Source organism: Bacteroides xylanisolvens XB1A (genome assembly GCF_000210075.1).
GTDB lineage: Bacteria > Bacteroidota > Bacteroidia > Bacteroidales > Bacteroidaceae > Bacteroides > Bacteroides xylanisolvens.
The window spans coordinates 4,560,209-4,584,816 of the sequence record NC_021017.1; the positions used below are offsets into that span (position 1 = coordinate 4,560,209).

Genomic DNA, 24,608 nt, shown 5'->3' on the forward strand with positions numbered 1-24,608 from the left:
GAATTTGTAAATGCAAGGCTTTTTCCTACCCTTAAGGCCTTACCAGTAAATGAAGATACTCCAAGAGGTAAAACTATAGTGAAAGAAATCTTTTCAGACCTTAACCAGTACATGAAGAATGGAATTTTGCTTCGTCAAGTGGTTAATGTCATAGATGAGATTGATTTTTCAGATGTTGAAGACCGGCATACATTCGGTGATATATATGAAGGCATTTTGAAGGATTTACAATCTGCGGGGAATGCCGGAGAGTTTTATACTCCTCGTGCACTGACTGATTTTATGGTGGAAATACTAAATCCTCAACTAGGAGAGTCTTTTGGAGATTTTACGTCAGGAACGGGAGGCTTTCTTACATCTGCATTAAATCATTTGTATAAGCAAGTTAAAACGACAAATGATGTTAAGTTATTCCAGACAGCCGTAATAGGGCAAGAATGGAAACCTTTGCCATATCTCTTATCAATCACTAATCTTTTAGTGCATGATATTGAAGCTCCTAATATTATTCATTGTGACTCTTTGGGTACAAGAGTTGGGGATTTTAAAGAATGTGACAAGGTTAATGTTATTGCAATGAATCCACCTTATGGTGGTAGTACTGAAGCGAGCGTTAAAAATAACTTTCCTTCGGATATGCGTAGTAGTGAAACTGCGGTTTATTTATGGTATTGATAATGTACCGTTTGAAAGCCAATGGTCGTGCGGCAGTAATTGTACCTGATGGATTTTTGTTTGGTGTAGACGGTGCGAAGCTTGCAATTAAAACGAAGCTGTTAAAAGATTTTAATTTACATACTATTATTCGTTTGCCTGGAAGTATTTTTTCTCCTTATACAAGTATTGCTACAAATATTCTTTTTTTCAATAATGAGAGGGTTGAAGATGCTCCTGATGGGTATTCAACAAAAGAAACTTGGTTCTATCGTCTTGATATGCCTGATGGATATAAGCACTTCTCTAAGACAAAACCAATGAAGTTAGAGCATTGTCAACCAATAAAAGAGTGGTGGCACGATAGGAAAGAGATTGTAAGCCAAGATGGAAATGAGAAATCTCGTTGTTTTTCTGTTCAAGATTTGATTTTGCTTGATTGTAATTTTGATCAATGTAAATTTCCTAAAGATGAGGAAGAAATCTTGCCACCTGCAGAATTGCTTACTAATTATTTTAAGAAGCGTGCAGCTCTTGATTATGAGATAGATAAAACATTGGCTGAAATACAGAAGCTGCTGGGTATTGAAATCAAACTTGATTAATCCTTATGAATGGTAAGCAATTAAAGAATAGTATACTTCAGTGGGCTATACAGGGAAAACTTGTACCTCAAGACCCTAATGATGAACCTGCATCGGTTTTGTTAGAGAAGATTCGGACAGAGAAAGCTCGCCTTGTTAAGGAGGGAAAATTAAGAAGGATAAGAACGAGTCGTTTATTTTTAGAGGTGATGACAATTCCTATTATGAGAAGTTTCTCGCTACTAGGGAGGTAAAGTGCATTGATGAGGAGATTCCGTTTGAAATTCCGAATGGATGGGAATGGGCAAGATTAAACAGTTATTCAGATGTAAGAGATGGTACGCATGATACTCCACAGTATGTAGCCTGTGGTTATCCGCTTATTACAAGTAAAGACTTTATTGGAGGGATATTTGATCTTTCTAAAACCAAGTATATTGATGAACAAACTTTTATTGAGATAAACAAGCGCTCAAATGTACAGATTGGCGATATTTTATTTTCTATGATAGGAGGCAACATCGGAAGCATGATTCTTATTACAAGAGAAAATTACTTTGATATGGCTATCAAGAATGTGGCTTTATTTAAACAGTATATTTATAATGATGTTCTCATAAAATATTTGTATTTTTACCTTCAATCACAAGTTGTCAGTATTAAGAATACAGCTTTAGGTGGGGCACAATCATTTGTTTCATTGAATATGTTGAGAAATTATTTAATGCCTATACCTCCATTAAATGAGCAAAAGAAAATTATTGAAAAATTCAAATTGCTTGATTTTGTGATTCAACAATATGAAAAATCATATTGCGAACTTAATAATTTAAAACATGAATTATTTCCAAAACTAAAAAAGAGTATACTTCAAGAAGCAATACAGGGAAAACTTGTGCCTCAAATAGAGGAAGAAGGTACAGCCCAAGAGTTACTTGAACAGATTAAAACCGAAAAAGAAAAACTCGTCAAAGAAGGTAAGCTAAAGAAGTCTGCTTTAACTGATTCTATTATCTATAAAAGTGACGATAACAAGTACTTCGAGAAGATTGGTAAAACAGTCATAGACGTAACAGATGAAATTCCATTTGAGATACCTGTCACATGGCAATGGGTACGTACCAAAGATATATTTCAAATAAACCCAAAAAATATTGCTGAAGATAATTGTATCTCAGCCTTTATTCCGATGGAAAAAATATGCGCAACTTATGGGTCTGAGTTTTCTTATGACAAGGTACAATGGAAAACGATTAAAACTGGTTATACCCATTTTGCAGATGGCGATGTCGCCTTTGCAAAGATTACTCCGTGTTTTCAAAATCGAAAATCTGCAATTTTCCACAACTTACCTAATGGTATTGGAGCTGGAACAACAGAGTTAAAAGTGTTACGACAATTTGGTGAAACAATTAATCGCTGGTATCTCTTGTTTTTTCTTGAAAGTCCATATTTCATAGATGAAGCAACTTTTAAAGGGACTGCAAATCAACAGCGAATAACATCAGGCTATTTGGAAAACAAACTTTTCCCCTTGCCTCCATTGCAAGAGCAAAATCGGATAGAGAATCATATTAAAGCGATAGCAAGTATTATGAAAGGATAAATGGACAAATCATTGAAATAGAGTTTCCTTTTGAATATCCCAATAGTTGGGCTGTATTACGGTTGAAAGATATATGCCAACTAATAGACGGTGAAAAGAGAAATGGAAAGGGTATTTGTCTGGATGCAAAATACCTACGTGGAAAATCATCTGCAGCCATTGTAGAGAAAGGAAAATTTGTCTTTAGCGGAGACAATATCATTCTTGTAGATGGTGAAAATTCAGGTGAAGTATTCTCTGTTCCACAGGATGGATATATAGGGAGTACATTCAAGCAGCTATGGCTTTCTTCGGCTATGTGGGAACCATATATCTTGGCTTTCATCTTGTTCTATAAAGAGGAGTTAAGAAATTCAAAAAGAGGTGCGGCAATCCCGCACCTCAATAAAGAGTTATTTTACAATCTACTGATTGGCATTCCGCCCTTATCTGAACAAAAACGTATCGCAGAACAAATAAATGAATTATCGCAATTGCTCAAATAGTTTTTCTATTTGGGCAACAATGCGATGCTGCTCTACCAAGGGTGGTATTGGTAATAATGCCGTTGATAAGCGTTCTTTGCCAATGTTGTAAAAAGCCTGCCCTGATTTATTCGTTATAGACCTCATAAAATCAATCATAAAAGGAGAGCTTAAAAGACAGAGAATGTATTTTGAAAACCATTGATTTATCAGATGCAAGCGAATGATAAAGACGAATCCACCCACAGTTGTATCTGGCATATCACTATCCACTCTTGCCATTTTTCCGATGTTTTCTAAACTGGTAACCGCAGGTGTTAATATGTCATTCTCTTTCAATAGAATAGCCTCCTTAATTTTGTCTTTAGCGAGAAATATGTCATCATCTTTGATTTTCAATTCAAAAGGAGATATATTACCTCCACGTAGAATGCGAATACCCTGTTTTGTTATAGTAGCTTCTTCTTTTTTGAATGTAGCTCCTGTAAATATTGAGCAAATATCTTTCAGTCTACACCATTTCCATCCCTTAGGTAAATCAAAGGCAATTTCCTCAGTAATTTCGTTGATGTTCTTTCCTACCTGCTCATAATACTTGTTATCGTCACCTTTATAGATAACCGAATTAGATAGGGCGGACTTTTTTAGCTTACCCTCTTTGACAAGTTGTAGCTTCTCCAATCTTATCTGTTCTATTAACTCTTGTGCTAAACCTTCGTCTGTAATCTGTGAAACAAGTCGCCCTTGAATTGCTTCTTGAAGAATAGATTTGCGTAACTGCTCGTTAAGTGAAACATTTAGTGTGTTAAGTCCATTCTGTGCTCGTTCATAGGTCTTGACTAAAGGTAGTAGTTCTTCTATTTTTGAAACTATGCGGTGTTGTTCAGAAAGAGGCGGTAAAGGGATAAAAACTTCCATTATATTGGAAACAGCCAAACCCGGTTGAGCAGTAGCCGTTGCATATTGGTTCAAGTTCAATGCTGTAAAGAAATGATAGATGAATAACGAGGAAATTATATTATAGCTATTCACAACTACAGCGTGTTCTGTAGCATAGAACTTACCACTTTCTATATTAAGGCATCCACACAAAGCTCCTTGTCTGCCTACAATAGCAAAATGTCCTTCTGTATTGAATATGTTTGTGAATCCCCGTAATCCATTTCCGCCAACACATCTATATGGGTGAAGAACTGACTTTTCATCATAAATTTTTGAAGCTGATATATTTTTCCCTGCTTGCATAGAACACATATGCTTCAGCCTGCACCATTCCCATCCATTCGGAATTTCAAACGGAATCTCCTCATCAATGCACTTTACCTCCCTAGTAGCGAGAAACTTCTCATAATAGGAACTATTGCTATTTTATTATGCTTATCTTATGAGTGATAGTTTAATTGTATTATTAATTAAAAATAATCATGGAAAAATTTGAAACCTTTCTTCGTCAGGGTAATATGGCGGATAATACTATTTCTGCATATCAATATGCAGTAAATGATTTTTATTCTCGTCATAAAGATTTGAATAAAAGAAACTTGTTACTTTACAAAACGTATTTAATTGAAACCTTTAAGCCTAAAACTGTAAATTTACGGATTCAAGCTTTAAATAAATATCTTGATTTCGTTAATAAAACACGGCTTCGCCTAAAGTCGGTAAAAGTACAACAACGCTCTTATTTGGAAAATGTGATTAGTAATGCTGATTATATATTTCTGAAAAACAAATTAAAAAAAGAAGAAAATCAGGAATGGTATTTTGTTGTGCGTTTTTTGGCTGCTACTGGTGCTCGCGTTAGTGAATTAATACAAATAAAAATAGAGCATGTGAATATTGGTTATTTTGATATTTATACTAAAGGTGGAAAAAATCGCCGTTTGTTTATTCCAAAAAAGCTTAGGGATGAAACTAAGGTTTGGCTAATTGCTATTAATCGTGAAAGTGGTTATCTCTTTCTTAATCGTTTTGGTGAACGAATTACAACAAGAGGGATTTCTCAACAATTAAAGAACTATGCCGAGAAGTATGAACTTAATACTAAAGTTGTTTATCCTCATTCATTTCGACATCGTTTTGCAAAGAATTTTTTAGAAAAATTCAATGATATTTCTTTGTTGGCTGATTTGATGGGGCATGAAAGTATTGAAACTGCTCGTATATATTTAAGAAGGACTGCTTTAGAACAGCAGGAAATTGTGGATAAAGTTATTACTTGGTAATAGTTGTGGTTTAGTTAATATTAGCAGTTTACAAATCATTGGTTGCATCTATTGATTTGTAAACTCTATAAATATTTAAGGGAGATATGGTGTTAGTGTGATTTTAATATCTCAATAAGTTTATCTCCAATAATTTTCTTCTCATTACTGCCTATAGTAGACAATCTCACCAACGGGATTCCGTACAACTCTAAAATACGATTCTTTTTAATATCACGTTCAGACTGACTCGTCCCCGATTTGTGGAATGTATAACCATCTGTTTCAATAGCCAATACCGGTTGTTTGCTCACACGATTATAAATTAGAAAATCAATATGAGTATTTATATTTGCAGCATATTTGCTTTCCTCTTCATTCAATAGAGAATAATCCTGAATCAACATATAGAGTGGTAAATGGCAAATGATATTCAAATGACGCATATTGATATTTTCTTCCAGGATATCTTCAAGTAGGGCAAATGTAAGATTCTCGGAATCATATTCGGATATTTTCTTGTGTTTCTTCAAATAGGCAATTCGGGCATCTGTGTATTGCTCATATAGATAATCGAATATAGAATGAATCTTACTGGTGGAAACAGTGCCATTGTTATATTCGATATAAGCAATCAAATCGCTGATATTGCAGTCTTTGGGTTGTTCGTTTCCCGATACGACTAAATAGAATTGTGACTTAGCCCGCGAAACAGCAACATTGAGCAGGTTTGGATCGTCGGAAAAGGAAGTGATGACATCGTCGACAGTGGTCATAATGATAGCATCCTTTTCTCTTCCCTGAAATTTGTGGACTGTTGCAACATCAATATCCTCTTCAAGTGCGGATTTTACTGCATCTACTTGTTTGTTATATGGAGCTATGACGCCAATTTCATCTGTTTCATAAGATAGATTCGGTAGTACTTCTTCTTTGATAACATCTATTTCCCGTTGATTCATGTGGCTGCGGGAGTGGTTACCTTTGGCTGTCCGTATGGCACAAATGACATCCTCTTCTCCTTTATCACGTGTCATGATGACAAGATCTCCACCATAAAATTTCTGATTACAGAAGTTGATGATTCGAGGATGGCATCGATAATGTTCCCGTAACAAGGTCTGCGGTACATTTGGAATAACTTTGCAGACGGATTGCAAAAAACTCATATTGGCACAATCATATTCCGGTTTAATCAGGCACGCATTGGCGATAAAGTTTAGCGTTTCCTTATTTTCTTCCGTGACCACATTGGGAAGTTGCATGGTGTCACCGACAATGATTGCATTTTTAGCACATGACAAGGCTAAAGCTCCGGTTTCAACGGAAACCTGTGACGCTTCATCCATAATGATATAATCATATACGGCATCTCGTTGCAGACTGCTTAATGATGAAAAGGTAGTACTTAATATAATAGGGTATTCTTTTTGTACCTCTCGCCAATTATTTTTTAGATCAGGGAGCGTAAAGATGGGCTTGTCATGATTATTGCCATAGGTATGAAATAACTGATTCTTTAGAAATTTCATTGATGTATCGGCCATTTGTCTAGCCATTTCTGCTGCATCTTTGTTGGCAAGCTCCTTTTCTAATGTGTCTATTTCGACTTCCAGCTCTGCATACTTTGTTTGGTAGAATAAGATTTGGAAGTCGGCGATAATCAAACTCATCTCCCGTTTATAGAAACCTTTATCGGGGATTTTACAAATCGTTTTGCTCCTGAATTTAAAGAAGAACCATTTCAACCGTTGAATAAAAGCTGCTATTCCCCGAAGACTTGATGATTGTTCTTTTTCTGCAAATTGTTGACATTCATTCCATAAATTCAGAAGGTCTGCCGAGCTGGAATTTTTCCGTTGTTGGAGAGTAAATTCTTTTGTTCCGAACTCTTGCAGATAATGTTGCCACTCTATTTTTAAAGCTTGTATTTCCTGTCTTGCCATGGCAAGGCGTTCTTGTTTGGAAAATATGCTTTTTAGTTCTTCTGTCTGATGATGTATCTGATCGAGAAATTGAGGTTGGTCGGCATCCACATCATGCCATGACTCAAAGTGCTCCGGATATTGTTTTTCCTCTTCTTGAGTTTCGATGAATTTCTCTTTGTTAGCTGTGCTGCCAAGCAATGCAACAATGAATCCCATATCGTATTTGGATAACTTCTCAAGTACATTGACAATGGCGGAGTTATTATTAGATACTACCTGAACAGTCTTACCACGCACAAGGATATTGGCAATGATGTTCAGAATCGTTTGTGTCTTTCCGGTTCCCGGAGGTCCTTGCACAACGCTGATTTGATTCTCAAAAGCTGCCTGGACTGCTTTTTGCTGGCTTGCATTACAACCGAAAGGAAAAATCAAGGTTGAGGCAGTCTGGGTCTGCATTTTATATTTTTGAGGATTCAGATATACAGCAATAGCTCTGTTGTTTGCGATGAAATGAATCTTTTCATATTGTTTTGCCAATAGCTTCGTTCCGTCATCAGCTTTCAATTCGTTCGCATCGGCAACTTTCTTCAAATATTCGAATATACTTTTCGAACGACTCTCTCCCAAGCATGATTCGATAATTTCTAAGTCCTTTTCTCTGTAATCATACTCTTTACCATTCTGAAAACAAATGTGCCAATAGCTGTGTGATCCGGCCTTAAAAATAGATAAGGCTTTGATGTTTGATAAAGTTCTCCCTTTACTGATTATTTGATAATTATTGGGGGCCGGTTTGTCCGGATCAGTCAGCCAAAGGACATTTTCTTCTTTGTAAGTATACGCACTAGGAACATTTCGGAATACTATCTTATAGTTGCCATTATGATTTTGGCAGCTTTCTATTTCAGGAGTCTTGATTTGACCTTTTATAATAATCAGATTTTCGGAAGTATCTATCATAGGCTTGTATGTAAATATAATAAGTCATGCTGCTGTTTTTATTTATTATTTAGGATATAAAAGTAAGAATATTTTCCAGAATATCAAAGCTGAAGTAGAAAAAACAGTGAATGACTTTATTCAGCTTTGTATTGTTATAAATATAGAGTGAGATTCGGTTTGGGAGTATTGAACGTGATAAAAGAGATTTGTTTTGCCAATGAAATCATTATCTTTGCAAGGTATATATTAATGAACGAGGAGGATATTATGCTTGCATACACATATATTGAACACGGAAAGTTTGAATTGCAGGAGAAAGCAAGACCGGAAATAAAGGATTCACGGGATGCAGTCGTGCGTGTAACACTTGGTAGCATCTGCACCAGTGATCTTCATATTAAACATGGCAGTGTGCCGCGTGCTGTGCCCGGAATAACTGTCGGGCATGAGATGGTAGGTGTGGTAGAACAAGTAGGGGCTGATGTCACTTCGGTGAAGCCTGGTGACAGGGTGACTGTGAATGTCGAAACTTTCTGCGGTGAGTGTTTTTTCTGTAAGCATGGATATGTGAATAACTGTACTGATCCTAATGGCGGTTGGGCTTTAGGTTGTCGAATTGATGGCGGTCAGGCGGAATATGTCAGAGTTCCTTATGCGGATCAAGGTTTGAATCGTATTCCGGATACAGTGAGTGATGAACAAGCTTTGTTTGTCGGTGATGTGCTTGCAACAGGTTTTTGGGCAGCATGCATCTCGGAAATAACCGCGGAAGATACTGTTCTTATCATCGGTGCCGGACCTACCGGGATTTGTACTTTGTTGTGTGTGATGCTGAAGAAGCCAAAACGCATTATTATCTGTGAGAAGTCTCCTGAAAGAATTCGGTTTGTCCGCGAGCATTATCCTGATGTGTTGGTGACTGAACCGGAAAACTGCAAGGATTTTGTTCTCAAGAATAGTGACCATGGTGGTGCAGATGTCGTTTTGGAAGTGGCAGGGAGTGACGATTCCTTCCATTTGGCTTGGAATTGTGCCCGTCCTAATGCTATTGTCACGATTGTAGCCCTCTATGATAAACCACAACTTCTTCCTTTACCTGATATGTATGGCAAGAATTTGGTTTTTAAAACAGGTGGAGTGGATGGCTGCGATTGTAACGAGATTCTCATGCTGATTGAGGAAGGTAAAATTGATACAACTCCTCTTATTACACATCGATTTCCATTAAATGAGATTGAGGAAGCTTACCGTATTTTCGAGAACAAGTTGGATGGGGTTATTAAAGTAGCTATATCAGGAAATAAATAAAAATAGAATTTTTGTATGAAGAATATACTGATAGTAAGTAATAATGATATGTGCCGCAGTCGTATGGCACAGGAAATTTTGAACTCCTTCGGTAGAGGGATGAAGATTAGTACTGCCGGTATTTTGGCTGGAAATTCTGTTCCTGACGTTGTTTGCCAAGTGATGGAACAAAATGGATATGACTTTTCGCGTAGAAAGCCCTGTGACGTTGCGACGTATGCCCAACAGACATGGGATTATGTCATTACCCTTTGTCCGGAAGCGGAGGAAGTGCAAAAGGAAATGCAGAGTGTAGTGAGAAAATACGTTTCTTTCAACTTTACAGATCCCTTTCAGGGAGGAATTCATGTAGAAGATGAGCAGGAAGAACGGGTTAGGGCACTATATGACATCATGCATAAAGAACTGTATGAGTTCTTTCGGAGTGAATTGATGGAAAAGTTGTTGCCTCGCTGTTCCTGTGGCGCAAATACGTATTGTAGGTGTGAGTAGGAATTAAGTAATCATATATGTACATCATCCGGTAATGGTGGCAGAATTGCGTCATTTTGAACGCGAAGTTGCCAGAAAGCAATAGCGGATGCGGCGGCTACATTGAGAGAATCGACACCGTTTGCCATAGGAATGCGGACTACATAGTCCGCCTCATTAATTGTTTCGTTTTGAAGACCATCCCCCTCTGTTCCCATTACGATGGCTAACTTGGGTTCGGTTGCTAAGATAGGATTATCGATAGAGATTGATTTCTCCGTGAGTGCCATAGCGACTGTACGGAAACCCAGTTTGCGCAACTCATTGGGAGAACCGTCCAACCAAGTCCATGGTATCAGGAAGACAGAACCCATCGAAACCCTGACTGCACGTCGGTTTAACGGATCACAAGAATTGCGTGTTAATAATATAGCATCTATCCCCAAGGCGGCTGCGGAACGGAAGATGGCTCCGATATTAGTAGCGTCTACCACGCCCTCAATGACTACGATCCGCCGGGCTTTCCGACACACCTCCTCTACACTTGGTAGTGCCCGACGACGCATGGCACAGAGGACACCGCGCGTCAGTGTATATCCGGTCAATGTGGCAAGTAACTTTCTTTCACCGGTATAGACAGGTATATCACCACAACGTTCAATGATGCCAGCGGCATCACCAGTGATATGCTTCTGTTCACACAAGAGGGCTAAAGGCTCATAACCAGCATTCAGAGCTACATGGATAACTTTGGGGCTTTCTGCAATAAGCAATCCCTTATCAGGCTCGATACGATTCCGTAATTGAGCTTCGGTGAGGGTACTGAATATTTCTACTCCGGAGTCTGTTAAGGATGATATTTCTATAATGGGCATAGTGATTTCTTTAAACGATCTATTTTATTGCAGCAATGATAGTATGCGCTTCTTACTTACCAATACAGCATATTTACATCACTGATTATCAGTGACTATTCATTTTAATGGGTACAACCTCTGTTTTTACAAGTACACAGAATGTGGGGACAAATGCAAATAGTTGTATTTCATCGCTTTGCATATACGTGTTGTACCGCCTCTTTTCAGTCCTTTTGTGGAATGTCCGCTATCAGATACAAGGTGTTGACTGATAGGGCATTTTCGCAGGTATGTTACAGAACGCTTGTTGAATACAAAGGTAGTGGTTTTCTTGGGAATTTCTGTGGCTTGCGGTGGAATTTTTGCGTTCGGTACTCGATTCGTTGGAAAAAGTGTAGCAAAACTGAATTATTCGCTTGAAAAAGTGTTTGTATGCCATAAATGGTACACTTTTATTCGGAGGAAACCATTGTATCATATCGGGTGTAATTCTGCATCGGACATCAATATTATACCTGAAATGGTATAAATCAATAGGCTTGGCTGAACTCCATAATGTCGAGCATCTGATATAATATTCCGTCAATAGCGGAATGCCAACTTTGGTGAAAATGGCCATAATACCAATGGTTCACCGGATGATTGTCAGTTTTGAGATGATGCAGGATCATATCCATTGTTTTTCTTTCAGATTGTACATTTTTAAGAAGTGATGAATCGTTATCAGCCCATTGGTTAAGGTTGCTTTTTGAGAATAGCTCACAATGTGATGGCGCAGTATGTGTGACAACTGTATCAATCAAGAAGTTTGCACAGATGGTATTCATCTTATCAGCGTCGGAAATAGGAGCTTCATTCTTCCAATATAAATTGTGGGAAATATCATTTTCTTGCAACTCATTGGAGTGAACTCGATATTTCCGTTTGTTTCATTCATTTATGCGATAATTTCGGTCAATAGAAATAGCTCCGCCTACACAAAGGATGGAATGATTACAGGCTTGAAGGATAGTATAATCAGGAACAGCGATGAAACGTTTGTAACTGAATGTTGTTCCTTCGAAATAAACTGGATTATCATGATTGCCACGTACAAATACAATCCAATTGTTGGCTTGATTCATTCTCTTGGTATTTCGTCTAACCATTTGCTCATAGTATTCTTTCTTTTCAAAACCAAAACCACAATCCCCAGCTACAATCAATAGAGTGTCCGTCAACTTGTATTGAATACAGAGTTTGAATACCAATTGATTAAAATCTCCATGAATATCACCGGAAACAATAATTGTCTTGGCTTCGGGAAAAGATAGTGAGAATGTGTTGCTATGATTCATCTTATATTCCAAATAATAGCGCATGTAATTAATCTTATACTTGCAAGTTGTCAGAAATTATTTGGAGAATTTCTTCGTTTGTGGTAGTTGATTCTTGTTTGTTTTTTAATGCAAAAGATGCTGCATCTACTGCTTCTTTTGATGTTTGTGGAACAAGCCCCGAATAAACTATATTTTCTATATGTTCTAATTCTGTTCGCTTTTTAGAAATTTGTTCTTTTGTGTACAGCTCTGCCTTTATATCTGATAAGAATCCCGCATACTTATTGCGCAAATCGTGCATAACAGCAGCAAATCTTTCGCTGTCAGCTGCCTTCTTTTCTAGATTTTCAGCTTTGTATTTGGTGGTGAAATATGTTAATGTCAACGCTAAGAAAGCCATTAATGGGACAATGACAATTTCAGGTAGCCACTTGAATATATTGGTAATTGCAGAAGCTGATACCAAAACAGAAAATACTAAAAGAATCTGATTTTGTTTTTTCTTCTTTGATAGGTATATATTCGCTTGACATAAATGAATTTTGTGCGTCCAAATTATTTTATTAAAACGCTCAAGAATCTCCCTATAAAGAATTTTTATTTGTTCGTCCATATGATTTATTCTTCTGTCATGTATTTTAAAACTTTGATTAATACATCAATGTATTTATATGTATCTACTGGCATGTTGCTTCCTGGTGCTGTCAGATTAAAGCTCCAAACAGGGCATGAATCATAAAGCCTTTTTTCGTAAGTTCCTATTGGTTGATTAGAACTTTGTTCTCCTTCTCTTAGCCAGTGCCAATCAGCAATATTATGATAAACAAAACTATCAATCACGATTCCCGGAAGATGGTAACTCCTAAAATAGTTATCACGAATTTCACGCATGTGCTTACATGTGTCGAATAACAAACCATTGCTTGCAACATTTTTTTCCTTCATTGCCTGTTGCTCGCTTTGGGGATTAGTTGTCAACCAGTTGCCACCCATATTTGAATCTGGATAGTCGTATTTCCCATTCCAATTACCCCACCAATCTAATTGACGAAAAGCTGGTAGAACTTCAAATTTAATCCCATCGGAAAAGTTTATCACAACGACTTGCCCATCTCCATGAATATCACTGTTCGGATAGGTTTGTAAAATTGCATTCTTCAATGCTTGTAGTAATCTGGACTGACCATTTCCCCTTAGTGCGTCATATTTATTATATTCGTCTCGTGGCAATTCGAAAAGTATATCAATGTCACTTGTATCAATAGCAGTACCTCTACCATAAGAGCCCACATATAAACTATGAGCAGTTTCGCTGGTGCTACCCCAAAATTCCGAATTAACCGCTCTTGTTATGCGTCTATATCTCTGAGATACTAACGAACGCTGTTCAATGCTAATTATTTCGCCTTCTTTTTCTAACTGTATCCATATTAATTTTATTTCGTACACAAAAGTACAAAAATAATCCCAGTTTATCGAATATAATTCACTATATTTGCACTATAAAATCGTATCAAAGAATGAAACTAAATAGAATAAAGGCTGTATTATCTGAAAAAGGTATCTCTCAGACATGGTTGGCAAAGAAACTCGATAAGAGTTTCAGTATGGTAAATGCTTATGCCTGTAATAGGATTCAACCAAATTTAGAGACCTTGCAACAGATAGCAGAGATATTGCAGGTCGATTTGAAGGATTTGATAACCGACAAAAAGGATAGGTGATATGAAACAGTTTTCGGAAGCTACACGGGTGCAGATGCCTGCAATGGTTCACCTCACCCGAATAGGATATACTTACTTCGGCAAGTTGAGTGAAGATAAGAATGGCACGGTCTATGACAGTGACACGAATATTCTTTTGCAGGTATTTGAACGGCAGTTTAAGAATCTGAATCCCGGACATGAGGGAGAGTTTCTTCAAGTTTTGAAAGATATTCGTAAGGAGCTGAACGATGATGACCTCGGTCGAGGCTTTTACAACCGTCTCAAAGCTGTTTCGCCTGTAAAGCTGATAGACTTTGATAACATTGGGAATAATACGTTCCATTTCACAGCCGAATTTACCTGTAAGAACGGACAAGACGAATTTCGTCCTGACATTACTTTATTCGTAAACGGATTGCCACTTTGTTTTGTAGAAGTGAAGAAACCCAACAATCATGGTGGTATGTTGGCAGAGAGCGCACGAATGAATAAAGAACGCTTCCCAAATAAAAAGTTTCGCCGCTTCATCAACATTACGCAGTTGATGATATTCAGCAACAATATGGAATATGATGCGTTGGGCGGTATCGTACCCATACAAGGGGCTTTCTATTGTACTGGGGCACGTTCATACGCACCATTCAATTGCTTCCGTGAAGAAAATTTAAGCGGTCAGAAAATAGCACCGTTCCATCGTGACTATCCGTATAAGGAGATTGACAAGACGGTGGAAAAACAGATATTGTCTGATTACAATTGCCAGGTCATTCATACAAGTCCTGAGTACCAGACAAATCTTGGTTTCAACACCCCTACAAACAGAATCCTAACATCCATGTGTTCACCTGAACGGTTATTGTATATCATTAGATATGGTATTGCCTATGTCCGTATGGAGCGTGAGGTGGATGGAAAGATAGAATCTACCGACCAAAAGCATATCATGCGTTACCAACAATTGTTTGCATCGTTAGCTATTCGCCAAAAACTGGTAGAGGGGGTGAAATCTGGCGTAGTCTGGCATACACAAGGGAGTGGTAAAACCGCCTTGTCATACTATCTGACCTATATTCTCAACGATTTCTACTCCAAACAGAATAAGGTCGCCAAATTCTATTTCATTGTAGACCGCCTTGATCTTTTGGAACAAGCCACACAAGAGTTTGAAGCTCGTGGATTGGTTGTATCTACTGCCAATACAAGAGTCGAACTGATGGAGCAATTCCGCAGTAATCAGGCACAACAAGGTGTAAGTGGACAGGCAGAAATCACGGTTGTGAACATTCAACGCTTTGCCGAGGATAAAGAAAAAGTACGTATCAGTGATTATGCAACCAATCTTCAACGCATCTTCATTCTTGACGAGGCACACCGAGGATATAAACCCGGTGGCTGCTTTCTTGCCAATCTCTTTGATGCCGACACCGATGCGGTTAAAATCGCACTTACAGGTACCCCGTTGTTAAAAGAGGAACGTGCCAGTTGCAAGGTGTTCGGAAACTATTTGCATACCTATTATTACGATAAATCCATTGCAGATGGTTATACGCTGAAAATTATTCGTGAAGATATAGAAACTTCCTATAAAGAGCGTTTGTCTGATGTGTACGACAAACTGGAAACCCTTGTGCAAAAGAAAGACATTCGTAAGTCGGAAATCATAGAGCATCCAAGTTATGTAAGCGAGTTAGCCCGTTATATTATGACGGACTTAAAAGAGTTTCGCAAGATACAAGGAGATGATACTTTAGGCGGTATGGTCATTTGTGAAACCAGCGAACAGGCAAGGCGGCTTTATGATGTATTTCAAGAAGAATGGCAGAAGTATCAGCCGAAGCCCATCAAGATAAAACTTTCCGATGGTTCGTATGTAGTGGGTGAACCGGAAGTGGATTACAAATCAAAATACAGACCGCTGAAAGCCGGAATCATTCTTCACGATACGGATGACAAGGAAACTCGCAAGCAGATAGTCAAAGACTTCAAGAAAAATATGACAGTGGATATTCTCATTGTCTTTAATATGCTTTTGACTGGTTTTGATGCGCCACGCTTGAAACGCCTGTATTTCGGGCGCAAACTGAAAGACCACAATCTGCTTCAAGCCATAACACGTGTAAACCGTCCTTATCCCGGTATGCGTTACGGTTTTGTCATTGACTTTGCCGACATCAAGCGCAATTTTAAGGAAACCAACGAAGCATATTTACAAGAATTAAACCGCTTTAATGACGTGGATGAGACTGGCGAATCCGCTGCCACCGATACCTTTACCCAAGTCATTGAGGACAAGGAAGAGATATTGAATCAGATGAAGAAAGTTCGGCAAACGCTTTTCAATTACACATACGATAATGCGGAAGAATTTTCTTCTGAAATCTCCACCGAAGAGGATAAAGCTGTATTGCTCGACCTCAAACAGGCATTGGAATCAGCCAAGAACATGGCGAACATCGTGCGTACATTTGGTGATGATGAAATGAAAGAGCAATTTGCCAAACTCGAAATCACCAAGTTGCCGCAACTACTCTCTGAGGTGCAAAGACGGATAAGTATCATCAATCAGAAAGAGGCTTTCAATACAAATGAGGAAACGAAAACTCTAATCAATGAGGCAATGATGGATATAGAGTTCACTTTCTCCAAAATAGGACAAGAGGAAATGCGCCTTATATCCGGTGGTGTGGAATTGAAAGAGAAATGGCAACGTACCATTTCTTCATTTACCCAAAACTTCGACCAAGACGATCCGGAGTTTATCTCGTTGCGTGAAGCCTTTATGGAACGCTTCAAGGAACACGGTTTTGTGATTGACACGATAGCCAAGTTCAACGAAGAAACACAGGCTTTGGATGAAATCATCGGTCGTCTGCAAGACTTACAAAAACGCAATAATGTCTTGTTGAAAAAGTACAAGGGCGATGAAAAATTTGCTCGTGTACACAAGCGTATTCGTGAAGTGAATAAGCAGAGGGAAGATAAGGGACAGAAGCCTATGTTCTCTTTCCTTGACGAAGAGATTGCTGCCATTCTCAATATTATAAAAGAGGATGTGGATGCCAAAGTGTATGATCGTAACGACATTCTGAAAAAGGATGCTTATTTCGGACGCACGGTGATGGCTCTTATCAATGGATGTCTGTTCCATTTCCCACAAATAAAGCCCGAAATGGAGGATTACAAATTTATTCAGACACGTATTTCACAACAGTATATCAACCAATATAACGCCACTTACGGCATTGCATAAAGATTATGTCAGATATTAAAGAAAAAACATTAAGGCTCATCGACGGACTTAAAGCCACCTGCCAATCATACGGTATGGGAAACGATGGTAACGAATATAAGATTATCACTCAGGTATTTCTCTATAAATTCCTGAATGACAAATTCGGTTATGAACTGAAAAATGCGAAAAGTGAAATAGCAAAGAAACTGACCGGGAATGTAAAATGGGAAACGGCATACGAGAATCTTTCTGATGATGAACGTATGCTTATTCAGAGTGCCATCTCTCCAGATGTTCCGATGCTTGAACCTTATCATCTGATAGCCAATCTTTGGAATCAACAGGGAAAAGGGGATTTTGATACTATCTTCGATTCCACTATGACAGATATAGCGGAACAAAATGCGGATATATTTTCCACACAGACCACAGCCAACACGAAGATTCCATTGTTCGAGGCATTGACGCCGTTTGTGACCGATTCGGCACAACGTGCGCCATTCGCCCGTGCTCTGGTGGATAAACTCGTGAACTTCTCCTTTGAAGAAGCGTTTGCACAGAATTACGATTTCTTCTCCAGCATCTTTGAGTATTTGATTAAGGATTATAATACCGCTGGAGGTGGAAAATATGCGGAGTATTACACGCCTCATGCCATAGCAACGATTATGGCTCGTCTGTTAGTGGGGGATAATGCTGATTTGCATAGCATGGAATGTTATGACCCCTCGGCAGGAACTGGTACGCTTCTGATGGCACTTAGTCATCAAATAGGCGAAGAACGCTGTACCATCTTTTCGCAAGATATTTCCCAGCGAAGCAACAAAATGTTGAAACTTAATCTGCTGCTTAACGGACTTGTGTCTTCGCTTGATAATGCTATTCAAGGCGACACGCTTGTAAGCCCATACCACAAGAGCGATGACGGACAGCAGTTGCGTCAGTTTGATTTTGTGGTGAGTAACCCTCCTTTCAAGATGGACTTCTCGGACACTCGCGAAAAGATAGCCGCCATGCCAGCCCGTTTTTGGGCTGGAGTCCCAAATGTACCCGCCAAAAAGAAAGAGTCAATGGCTATATATACCTGTTTCATTCAGCACGTTATTAATTCACTGAAAAAGACAGGCAAGGGTGCAATTGTCATTCCGACAGGTTTTATCACGGCCAAAAGTGGCATTGAGAACAAAATTCTTCATAAAATTGTAGATGACAAAGTGGTGTTCGGTTGTGTTTCCATGCCAAGCAACGTGTTTGCCAATACAGGTACGAATGTCAGTGTGCTGTTCTTTGATAAGTCTGCAACCACTGACAAAGTAATCTTGATTGATGCCAGCAAATTGGGCGAGGAATATAAAGATGCTAACGGATTGAAAAAGGTGCGTCTGAACGATGACGAGATAGAAAAGATTGTCGGCACATTCCAGCGCAAGGAGGCAGTGGAGGATTTTTCCGTAGCTGTTTCCTACGATGAGATAAAGGAAAAAGGATATTCTCTTTCTGCCGGACAATATTTCGACATCAAGATAGATTATGTAGATATAACGGAGGAAGAGTTTAACAACCGTATGGCAAATTATAAACAAACACTCTCCGAGCAATTTAAAGAAAGCCATCGGTTGGAAGAGGAAATTATGAAGCAGTTGGATGCTTTGCAGTTCAACGCAAATGCAGGAAACAATGAGTAACGAAATACAGTTTTTGTTATACAATCTTCCCGATAAAGAGGGAAGAGTACAAGTGGTTATAAAAGACGAAACCATTTGGTGTACGCAAAAGGCTATGGCAGAGCTTTTCGGTATTGATAAATCAGGTATTAGCCGCCACATAGCCAATATATTTAAAGAGGAAGAATTACAGCAAGACACGACGGTTGCAAAAATTGCAACCGTCGTAAATCGAGGCATAAGAGGCGAGGTTGAAGAGTTGGTCGATTTCTATAATCTTGATATGATTATTGCTGTTGGCTATCGTGTATCTTCCCCAAAAGCTACCAAGTTCCGTCAGTGGGCTACCAAGATTCTTAATGAGTATATCAAGAAAGGCTTTGTGCTTGACGATGAACGCTTAAAACAGGGAACGGCAGTATTCGGAAAAGACTATTTCCGTGAATTGTTGGAAAGGGTACGTTCCATCCGTGCTAGTGAACGGCGTATTTGGCAACAGATTACCGACATCTATGCAGAGTGCAGTATTGACTATGACAAGAACTCGCCTACCACACACGATTTCTATGCCATGATACAGAATCGCTTTCATTATGCCATTACCGGGCAAACGGCAGCAGAAATCATCTACACTAAGGCTGATCATACCCAAGAACACATGGGGCTGACCACATGGAAGAATGCTCCCGATGGGCGTATCTTGAAATCGGATGTGTCAATAGCCAAGAACTATTTGCAGGAAAATGAAATCCGTCGGTTGGAACGTGCAGTAACAGGATATTTCGACTATATAGAAGACCTTATAGAGCGTGAAAACACGTTCAATATGGAGCAGTTTGCTGCCAGTGTCAATGAGTTTCTGACTTTCCGCAAATATCAGATATTGCCGGATAAAGGACGAATATCTGTGGCACAAGCCAAGACAAAGGCAGAAAGCGAATACGATATTTTTAATAAAACCCAACGGATAGATTCTGACTTTGACAAAGAAGTTAGGGGGGTGTTGGATAAATGAAGAGCAATGACTGATGAGTTAATCCAATGGGCTACACTGTTAAGTCCTATAATTAGTGTGATTGCTGTAATTGTTGCATTAAGAGTTGCTAATAACTCATCGAAAGATGCGCAGGAACAGATTAATGCTATTCGCCATCTGCTTGATGTGTTTGTGGCGGCAAATAATTTGGACATCGTAGAAGCACAGCGAAAATACCAACAGCAACTTGTAGAATTAGACAACAAAATTGAAGAGGCGCAAATGGAAGTCGATACCGTATATCCTTTTGTTGGCGGAGCAAGAATTGAACATATCATAGCCGGACAAGAAAAAGCGCAGCAAAAAGCACATCTTAATCAGCTATTGATGAAGCGCAAAGAGATAGAGGTCAATCTATCTTTGATTCAAGATTATATTCATAAAGCAATGCAGTAAATGGAATTGAAAAAATATAAAAAGAAAAGGATTACACCACAAGGTTGGAAAGAGATAACACTTGCAGAAGTTTTTAACACATCCTCTGGTGCTACACCATTGTCCACGGAAGCAAGCTATTATGAAAACGGTACTATTCCTTGGATTAATAGCGGCGAATTAGCAAGTCCGTATATTTATGACACAACAAATTTTATATCACAGGCTGGATTTGAAAATTCAAGTACTGAGATATACCCTATTGATACGGTGCTTGTAGCAATGTATGGTGCTACAGCAGGTAAGGCATCTTTGCTTAAAATGGAAGCGTGTACAAATCAAGCTATTTGTGCGATTCTTCCAAACAAAGACTATAGTTCTACATTCCTTAAATATAGTATTGATACGCTTTATGATCATCTTGTCGGTCTTAGCAGTGGCTCTGCAAGAGATAATCTTTCGCAAGCAGAACTAAAAAAGTTGAAGTTAATAATGCCTCCTACTAAGAATGAACAGAATAAATTAGTATCTATTCTTGCTTCAATAGACCGCAAAATTGAACTTAATCAAGCGATAAATCAGAATTTAGAGGCGATGGCAAAGCAACTCTACGATTACTGGTTTGTACAGTTTGACTTTCCGAATGAAGAAGGCAAGCCGTATAAATCAAGTGGGGGTGAAATGGTTTGGAATGAGGAACTAAAACGTGAAATTCCGGCATTGTGGGAAACAAAAGAAGTAGCTGATATTGCTAATGTTTATAATGGGGCAACTCCTTCAACTGTAGATGAATTGAATTATGGGGGAGATATAGTTTGGATTACTCCAAAGGATCTATCCGACCAAAAGCAGAAGTTTATCTATCAAGGAGAACGAAATATTTCACAAGTAGGATATGATTCTTGTAGCACTCATTTGTTACCTTCAAACACGATATTAATGTCGAGCCGTGCACCAATAGGTTTGTTGGCAATCGCTAAAAATGAATTGTGTACTAATCAAGGCTTCAAGAGCTTTGTTCCTAAATATAGAAACATAGCTATTTATTTGTATTATTACCTACAATATCATCTCAGGCAGATAGAACAACTTGGTGCAGGAACAACATTCAAAGAGGTTTCTCGTGAAGATATAATAAAATTCCCAGTTCTAAAACCAAGTGATAATATATTGGATTTGTGGGAAGAAAGGGTATCAGCATTCAATGACAAACAGTTGGAAATTCAAAAGGAAAACGAAAACCTTACTAAGCAGCGTGATGAACTCTTGCCTTTATTAATGAATGGTCAAGTGTCGGTAAATTCTGATTTATCTGACGATTGATAGCGATTTTCCTCTCTAAACCTTGGAGAATAGCTACAATATTGTTTTGGATGCTTTCACTAATATCTTCAATTGGTATAGCAGCAAAGGCTGCATCCAATTGGAGATTTTTTATACCGGATGTTTTGCCTTCGAAATTAAAAAACGCCCCAAGATTATAGATAAACTGAAGATAATAGTAGACATAGAGGGGAATCCAACCTTTCTTTACTCGAAAGGCAGTACAAAAATTGGAGCATATAACAGCCCCGGCATGGTCAAGCAGCTCTTGTGATACCAAAGATACACGCCCTGTGGATTGAGTTGGGCTACCACCTGACTTTTCAATGATAATGTCTCCTACTTGAAGACATTTTTTTGCATATGCTTGTTGGTTAATATAGCGGACTGGAATTGTCGAGAAATCATATTCTGATATTGGAATAATATCAGCCCCACGTACACAAGTTACCGCACAAGGTGTTTCTTTAGAGTAAGTTTCCTCGCCCCAATCTCCAGCAATGAATACTTCTATAATGTCAATTAATTTCATTCGTTGTCTTCAGGTTTAAGTTTAGGGAGTTTTGAAGAAGACTTCTCAATTTTCTTTTCATTGGAAGCAACGCGTCGTTCTACCTTCTTGATGTCCTCAGCTGCTGGCAGTTCTTCCGGACGTATGCCTCGCTGACCGAGCATTTGTCGGATGCTGCGGTTGTTATCCATATGTTCGGTAGTTATACTATGCTCACCATAAAGGTCTTTTTGTTCGACATTGTAATTTGTCATTTCTGTGGCAAGGTTTTTTGCTGCAATTGTAAGAGTTGGAAGAAAATCTGCTAATGGGCGTGTCGATTTAATGCCAAGCCGGTTCTTCATATCTTCTGTTGTATGCCCACCGAATAACACACCATCACCTTTAGAACGAATGCGTCCAAAACCTTTATCATCCACTCCGCGCTCATAAATATTACGTGATAATTGTTTTTCGGAAGAACGCAAACGATCTCTCGTTTCAAGTCGCGACAATTGTTCTATATGCTCCGCAATAAGTTCTGCGCGTCGAGTTTGTACGGCAAAATAACCTTGTGCAAAAGCTATTTCTTCTTTCTTGGGGTCGCCATTCTGTGCGACAAGATAGCACGCATAACGAGTCAGCATGAAATCTTGTATTTCACGCTTAGCTCCGCTACCCAAAGTAACCATTTTCGTGACCTCACGAAAATGGTCGTCGATGTTGATATTCTGTGTTTTACATGATTCAACAGCGCGAGTCAATGCTACTTGAAAATTCTCCCATCTTGCATATCCCAATATAATCTGCAACTCTCTCGCAAACCATACTTCTACTTTATCCGCTCCATTATCGTCTTCGATATAATGGCAAATGTCATCAAACGATTGCTTATGTTTATTGATTCTCTGCAAGTCCATAGTGCTTTTATTAGCGTTCCATATTAGATTGCAAAAGTACAAATTTTAAAGCAGAAATCAGCACGGTTATTATCCCAAATATTTCTTATGCGCCAACTTTACATTATTTTGGTTCACAATGGCATAGTGCAGTGTTGTGTCAATGCGTACATGACCAAGTAGTCGCTGCACCTGTTCGATGGGCATACCTTTGTCGATAGCCATTGTTGCAAGGGTACGACGGAACTTGTGAGGATGAACTTTTGGCATAGAAAGTGTGTGTCCTAATTTTCGGATTCTCACTTCTACACCACTGATTGTAAGGCGTGTGTGAGGAGAATGGAGTGAGACGAATAAAGCAGGATTGTCGTCAGTACGCCCATTGAGGTATTGTTGCAAATGCAGTTTGGTTCGGGCATTGAAGTAAACAACACGTTCCTTATTTCCCTTTCCGAATACCACACACTGTCGTTCGTGAAAGTCTATATCTTCACGGTTCAGTTTTACTAATTCACCTACACGAATGCCTGTAGATGAAAGAAAGTCTATAATAGCAAGGTCTCGTTTGTTAGTACAACTATCTCGAAGTTGCTCCAACTGTTCGTCAGAAAGTACCTCTTTTACAAGTGAATCAGTTTTAACCTTGTGGATACGTCTGACCGGACTTTTGGCGATGTAGTCTTCATCTTCTAACCATGCAAAGAAACTGGAAAAGATGCGTCGCATATTGTCAATGGTAACTTTACTGGATTGATGTTCTTCTTGATAATCGGATAGATAAGTACGAATGTCGGATGTGGTAATATGACAGATAGCCATTGAAAGTGTAACTAATAGCCGTTCAATGGTATTACGGTAGTACGCCAATGTCTTATCCGAACACCCCTCTATTTTCTTTGCTGATATAAAAGAGTTAAGAAACTGTTCGTTTTCTTGTGTTTGCTGGTACACACACTCCTCTTTTTCGATAATCTCAACGTTATGCAGTTCTGATGTAAGCACAGCTTTAAGCTGCGCCATTTGTCGGCAATCTAAGTCACGCTGCATCTTCGCAACTATCGCCTGAATGATGTTTTCTTTCATAATTCTGATATTTACGTCCTTATATATAATATAAGAGACTGCTAAATCAGAATTTAGCACTGCTTGACCGTTCATTAAGAGGGGCAATAGTTCATTGCGCTGCTTAATTAATTGAATATTTTCTTCTTTGAGATTAGTTATGCATCGGCAAATATTAGAAACTTGCTTGTTAAAAGCTACGGCTATATCATAGTTAAATGGTACAGGGATATTTCGCATAGCATCAAGTGATAGGAATTTTTGAATACTACCTGATATGGCATTAAATTCATAATGTTTGTAGTCCCATGAAGACAAGTAAAGCCACAAAAAATACATAATATACATACTCTTAGACGTTTTCAATAATGCCATATTTTTAATGGCGAAATTGACATTTTTCTCCGTAACAAAATATTTATTTCCAATAGTGCCAATCATAGAGAATAAAATATCATTTGTTTTCAACTTGACTTCTTTT

At 38.5% G+C, this 24,608-nt stretch carries 18 protein-coding genes and 3 pseudogenes; 12 read left to right on the forward strand and 9 right to left on the reverse strand.

Translation table 11 applies throughout. The annotated features are described in order from the left end of the window. The 3 genes and pseudogenes from BXY_RS17470 to BXY_RS17480 all read left to right on the forward strand — a co-directional run. Window positions 1-1,259: pseudogene (locus tag BXY_RS17470) on the forward strand (HsdM family class I SAM-dependent methyltransferase); the annotation flags it as partial. Window positions 1,260-1,264: 5 nt separating this feature from the next. Beyond that, a pseudogene (locus BXY_RS17475) lies at window positions 1,265-2,844 on the forward strand (restriction endonuclease subunit S). A gap of 62 nt (window positions 2,845-2,906) precedes the next feature. Then, entirely contained in the window at window positions 2,907-3,329 is a 423-nt protein-coding gene (locus BXY_RS17480) for a restriction endonuclease subunit S (protein ID WP_243442499.1), read from the forward strand. On the opposite strand, the gene BXY_RS17485 is transcribed toward BXY_RS17480, so the two are convergent. Continuing rightward, window positions 3,309-4,622 carry a restriction endonuclease subunit S gene (locus BXY_RS17485; protein WP_208946923.1) on the reverse strand — a complete coding sequence of 438 codons (1,314 nt, stop codon included), beginning with the start codon at window positions 4,620-4,622 and terminating at the stop codon, window positions 3,309-3,311. The two genes, BXY_RS17480 and BXY_RS17485, sit on opposite strands and share 21 nt — an antisense overlap. A gap of 110 nt (window positions 4,623-4,732) precedes the next feature. Here BXY_RS17485 and BXY_RS17490 point away from each other — a divergent pair, with 110 nt between their 5' ends. Beyond that, complete coding sequence (locus BXY_RS17490; protein WP_015532547.1) at window positions 4,733-5,533, forward strand: tyrosine-type recombinase/integrase; 801 nt, start codon at window positions 4,733-4,735, stop codon at window positions 5,531-5,533. 92 nt (window positions 5,534-5,625) lie between these two features. Here BXY_RS17490 and BXY_RS17495 read toward each other — a convergent pair whose 3' ends face one another. Beyond that, the gene (locus BXY_RS17495) at window positions 5,626-8,403 is read right to left on the reverse strand and encodes an AAA domain-containing protein (RefSeq protein ID WP_015532548.1); all 2,778 of its coding nucleotides are present in this window, start codon (window positions 8,401-8,403) and stop codon (window positions 5,626-5,628) included. A 249-nt stretch (window positions 8,404-8,652) separates the two neighbouring features. Here BXY_RS17495 and BXY_RS17500 point away from each other — a divergent pair, with 249 nt between their 5' ends. Together BXY_RS17500 and BXY_RS17505 are read left to right on the forward strand one after the other, a co-directional pair. Next, window positions 8,653-9,693 (forward strand): alcohol dehydrogenase, encoded by a 1,041-nt coding sequence (locus BXY_RS17500; protein ID WP_394809839.1) that lies wholly within the window; start codon window positions 8,653-8,655, stop codon window positions 9,691-9,693. Between the two features lie 15 nt (window positions 9,694-9,708). Beyond that, window positions 9,709-10,185: an arsenate-mycothiol transferase ArsC gene (locus BXY_RS17505; RefSeq protein WP_004304876.1), complete on the forward strand. Its 477-nt coding sequence runs from the start codon at window positions 9,709-9,711 to the stop codon at window positions 10,183-10,185. Between the two features lie 11 nt (window positions 10,186-10,196). On the opposite strand, the gene BXY_RS17510 is transcribed toward BXY_RS17505, so the two are convergent. The 4 genes and pseudogenes from BXY_RS17510 to BXY_RS17525 form a co-directional block, all read right to left on the reverse strand. Further along, window positions 10,197-11,039: a TrmH family RNA methyltransferase gene (locus BXY_RS17510; RefSeq protein WP_004304878.1), complete on the reverse strand. Its 843-nt coding sequence runs from the start codon at window positions 11,037-11,039 to the stop codon at window positions 10,197-10,199. Between the two features lie 512 nt (window positions 11,040-11,551). Next, window positions 11,552-12,358, reverse strand: a pseudogene (locus BXY_RS17515) (metallophosphoesterase). 34 nt (window positions 12,359-12,392) lie between these two features. Further along, window positions 12,393-12,953, reverse strand: a complete 561-nt coding sequence (locus tag BXY_RS17520; protein WP_015532550.1) for an SLATT domain-containing protein — start codon at window positions 12,951-12,953, stop codon at window positions 12,393-12,395. 5 nt (window positions 12,954-12,958) lie between these two features. Next, complete coding sequence (locus BXY_RS17525) at window positions 12,959-13,789, reverse strand: SMODS domain-containing nucleotidyltransferase (protein WP_243442500.1); 831 nt, start codon at window positions 13,787-13,789, stop codon at window positions 12,959-12,961. A gap of 71 nt (window positions 13,790-13,860) precedes the next feature. Here BXY_RS17525 and BXY_RS17530 point away from each other — a divergent pair, with 71 nt between their 5' ends. The 6 genes from BXY_RS17530 to BXY_RS17555 are packed head-to-tail and all read left to right on the forward strand — an operon-like array spanning window position 13,861 to window position 21,676. Continuing rightward, window positions 13,861-14,064, forward strand: coding sequence for a helix-turn-helix domain-containing protein (locus tag BXY_RS17530; RefSeq protein ID WP_004316526.1), 204 nt, complete (start codon window positions 13,861-13,863; stop codon window positions 14,062-14,064). A 1-nt stretch (window position 14,065) separates the two neighbouring features. Continuing rightward, a complete protein-coding gene (locus BXY_RS17535; protein ID WP_015532551.1) occupies window positions 14,066-17,296 on the forward strand; it encodes a type I restriction endonuclease subunit R in 3,231 nt (1,076 codons plus the stop codon). A gap of 5 nt (window positions 17,297-17,301) precedes the next feature. Further along, on the forward strand, window positions 17,302-18,963 hold the full coding sequence (locus tag BXY_RS17540; RefSeq protein WP_015532552.1) for an HsdM family class I SAM-dependent methyltransferase: 1,662 nt from the start codon (window positions 17,302-17,304) through the stop codon (window positions 18,961-18,963). After that, on the forward strand, window positions 18,956-19,957 hold the full coding sequence (locus BXY_RS17545; protein WP_208946841.1) for a virulence RhuM family protein: 1,002 nt from the start codon (window positions 18,956-18,958) through the stop codon (window positions 19,955-19,957). The genes BXY_RS17540 and BXY_RS17545 overlap by 8 nt, the downstream gene beginning before the upstream one ends. A 6-nt stretch (window positions 19,958-19,963) precedes the next feature. Continuing rightward, window positions 19,964-20,374, forward strand: a complete 411-nt coding sequence (locus tag BXY_RS17550; RefSeq protein ID WP_015532554.1) for a hypothetical protein — start codon at window positions 19,964-19,966, stop codon at window positions 20,372-20,374. Further along, a complete protein-coding gene (locus BXY_RS17555) occupies window positions 20,375-21,676 on the forward strand; it encodes a restriction endonuclease subunit S (protein WP_015532555.1) in 1,302 nt (433 codons plus the stop codon). Here BXY_RS17555 and BXY_RS17560 read toward each other — a convergent pair. The 3 genes from BXY_RS17560 to xerA all read right to left on the reverse strand — a co-directional run bounded on the left by BXY_RS17560 (window position 21,600) and on the right by xerA (window position 24,148). Continuing rightward, window positions 21,600-22,208, reverse strand: coding sequence for a restriction endonuclease subunit S (locus BXY_RS17560; protein WP_208946842.1), 609 nt, complete (start codon window positions 22,206-22,208; stop codon window positions 21,600-21,602). The two genes, BXY_RS17555 and BXY_RS17560, sit on opposite strands and share 77 nt — an antisense overlap. Beyond that, the gene (gene dinD / locus BXY_RS17565; RefSeq protein WP_015532556.1) at window positions 22,205-23,086 is read right to left on the reverse strand and encodes a DNA damage-inducible protein D; all 882 of its coding nucleotides are present in this window, start codon (window positions 23,084-23,086) and stop codon (window positions 22,205-22,207) included. Before dinD ends, BXY_RS17560 begins: the two co-directional genes overlap by 4 nt. A gap of 69 nt (window positions 23,087-23,155) precedes the next feature. Then, window positions 23,156-24,148 carry a site-specific tyrosine recombinase/integron integrase gene (gene xerA, locus BXY_RS17570; protein WP_122201347.1) on the reverse strand — a complete coding sequence of 331 codons (993 nt, stop codon included), beginning with the start codon at window positions 24,146-24,148 and terminating at the stop codon, window positions 23,156-23,158. Window positions 24,149-24,608 lie beyond the last annotated feature (460 nt).